Origin of the sequence: Psychrobacter sp. BF1 (genome assembly GCF_019279065.1) — a bacterium.
In the GTDB taxonomy this organism is placed as follows: Bacteria; Pseudomonadota; Gammaproteobacteria; order Pseudomonadales; family Moraxellaceae; genus Psychrobacter; species Psychrobacter urativorans.
Window position 1 is genome coordinate 4205 of the sequence record NZ_JAGYWV010000022.1, and the last position, 973, is coordinate 5177.

Here is a 973-nt window from a genome sequence, read left to right on the forward strand (position 1 = left end):
CCGCTTTGTCCGTTAAGCTTGCAACCACGTCGGTGCCTGGCACCACTTCAACCGCTTGACCGTTATCAATAATAGCTTGGGTGACGGTGTAATCTGTACCATTGATGGTCAGAGTGTCCCCAATCAATGCATCCGCTGGTGCTTTGATGGTGGCCGTGATGGTGCCATCAGCGCCCACTTCTGCAGCGTTATAAACCCCATCGGTACCGGCATCTTCAAAGGCTACCGTCGGTGCCGTGGTTGGTGCCACAGTGTCCGCCGTTGGTGCCGTCGCTGTTGCGCTTGGACCTGGGTTACCCGCTTTGTCCGTTAAGCTTGCAACCACGTCGGTGCCTGGCACCACTTCAACCGCTTGACCGTTATCAATAATAGCTTGGGTGACGGTGTAATCTGTACCATTGATGGTCAGAGTGTCCCCAATCAACGCATCCGCTGGTGCTTTGATGGTGGCCGTGATGGTGCCATCAGCGCCCACTTCTGCAGCGTTATAAACCCCATCGGTACCGGCATCTTCAAAGACTACCGTCGGTGCCGTGGTTGGTGCCACAGTGTCCGCCGTTGGTGCCGTCGCTGTTGCGCTTGGACCTGGGTTACCCGCTTTGTCCGTTAAGCTTGCAACCACGTCGGTGCCTGGCACCACTTCAACCGCTTGACCGTTATCAATAATAGCTTGGGTGACGGTGTAATCTGTACCATTGATGGTCAGAGTGTCCCCAATCAATGCATCCGCTGGTGCTTTGATGGTGGCCGTGATGGTGCCATCAGCGCCCACTTCTGCAGCGTTATAAACCCCATCGGTACCGGCATCTTCAAAGACTACCGTCGGTGCCGTGGCAGGCGCTGTGGTGTCAGGTGCTGTGCTAGGGGCTGATTCCGCTGAGGTGTTATTAGCCGCATCCGTTGCCGTCGCGGTGATCGCTTCACCATTGGCAAGTGGCGTGGTTAAGGTCACCTCATAAGCACCGGTTACCGC

At 56.1% G+C, this 973-nt stretch carries 1 pseudogene; it reads right to left on the minus strand.

The window, feature by feature from the left end:
* Positions 1-973 (minus strand): annotated as a pseudogene (locus tag KZA12_RS14400) (hypothetical protein); the annotation flags it as partial.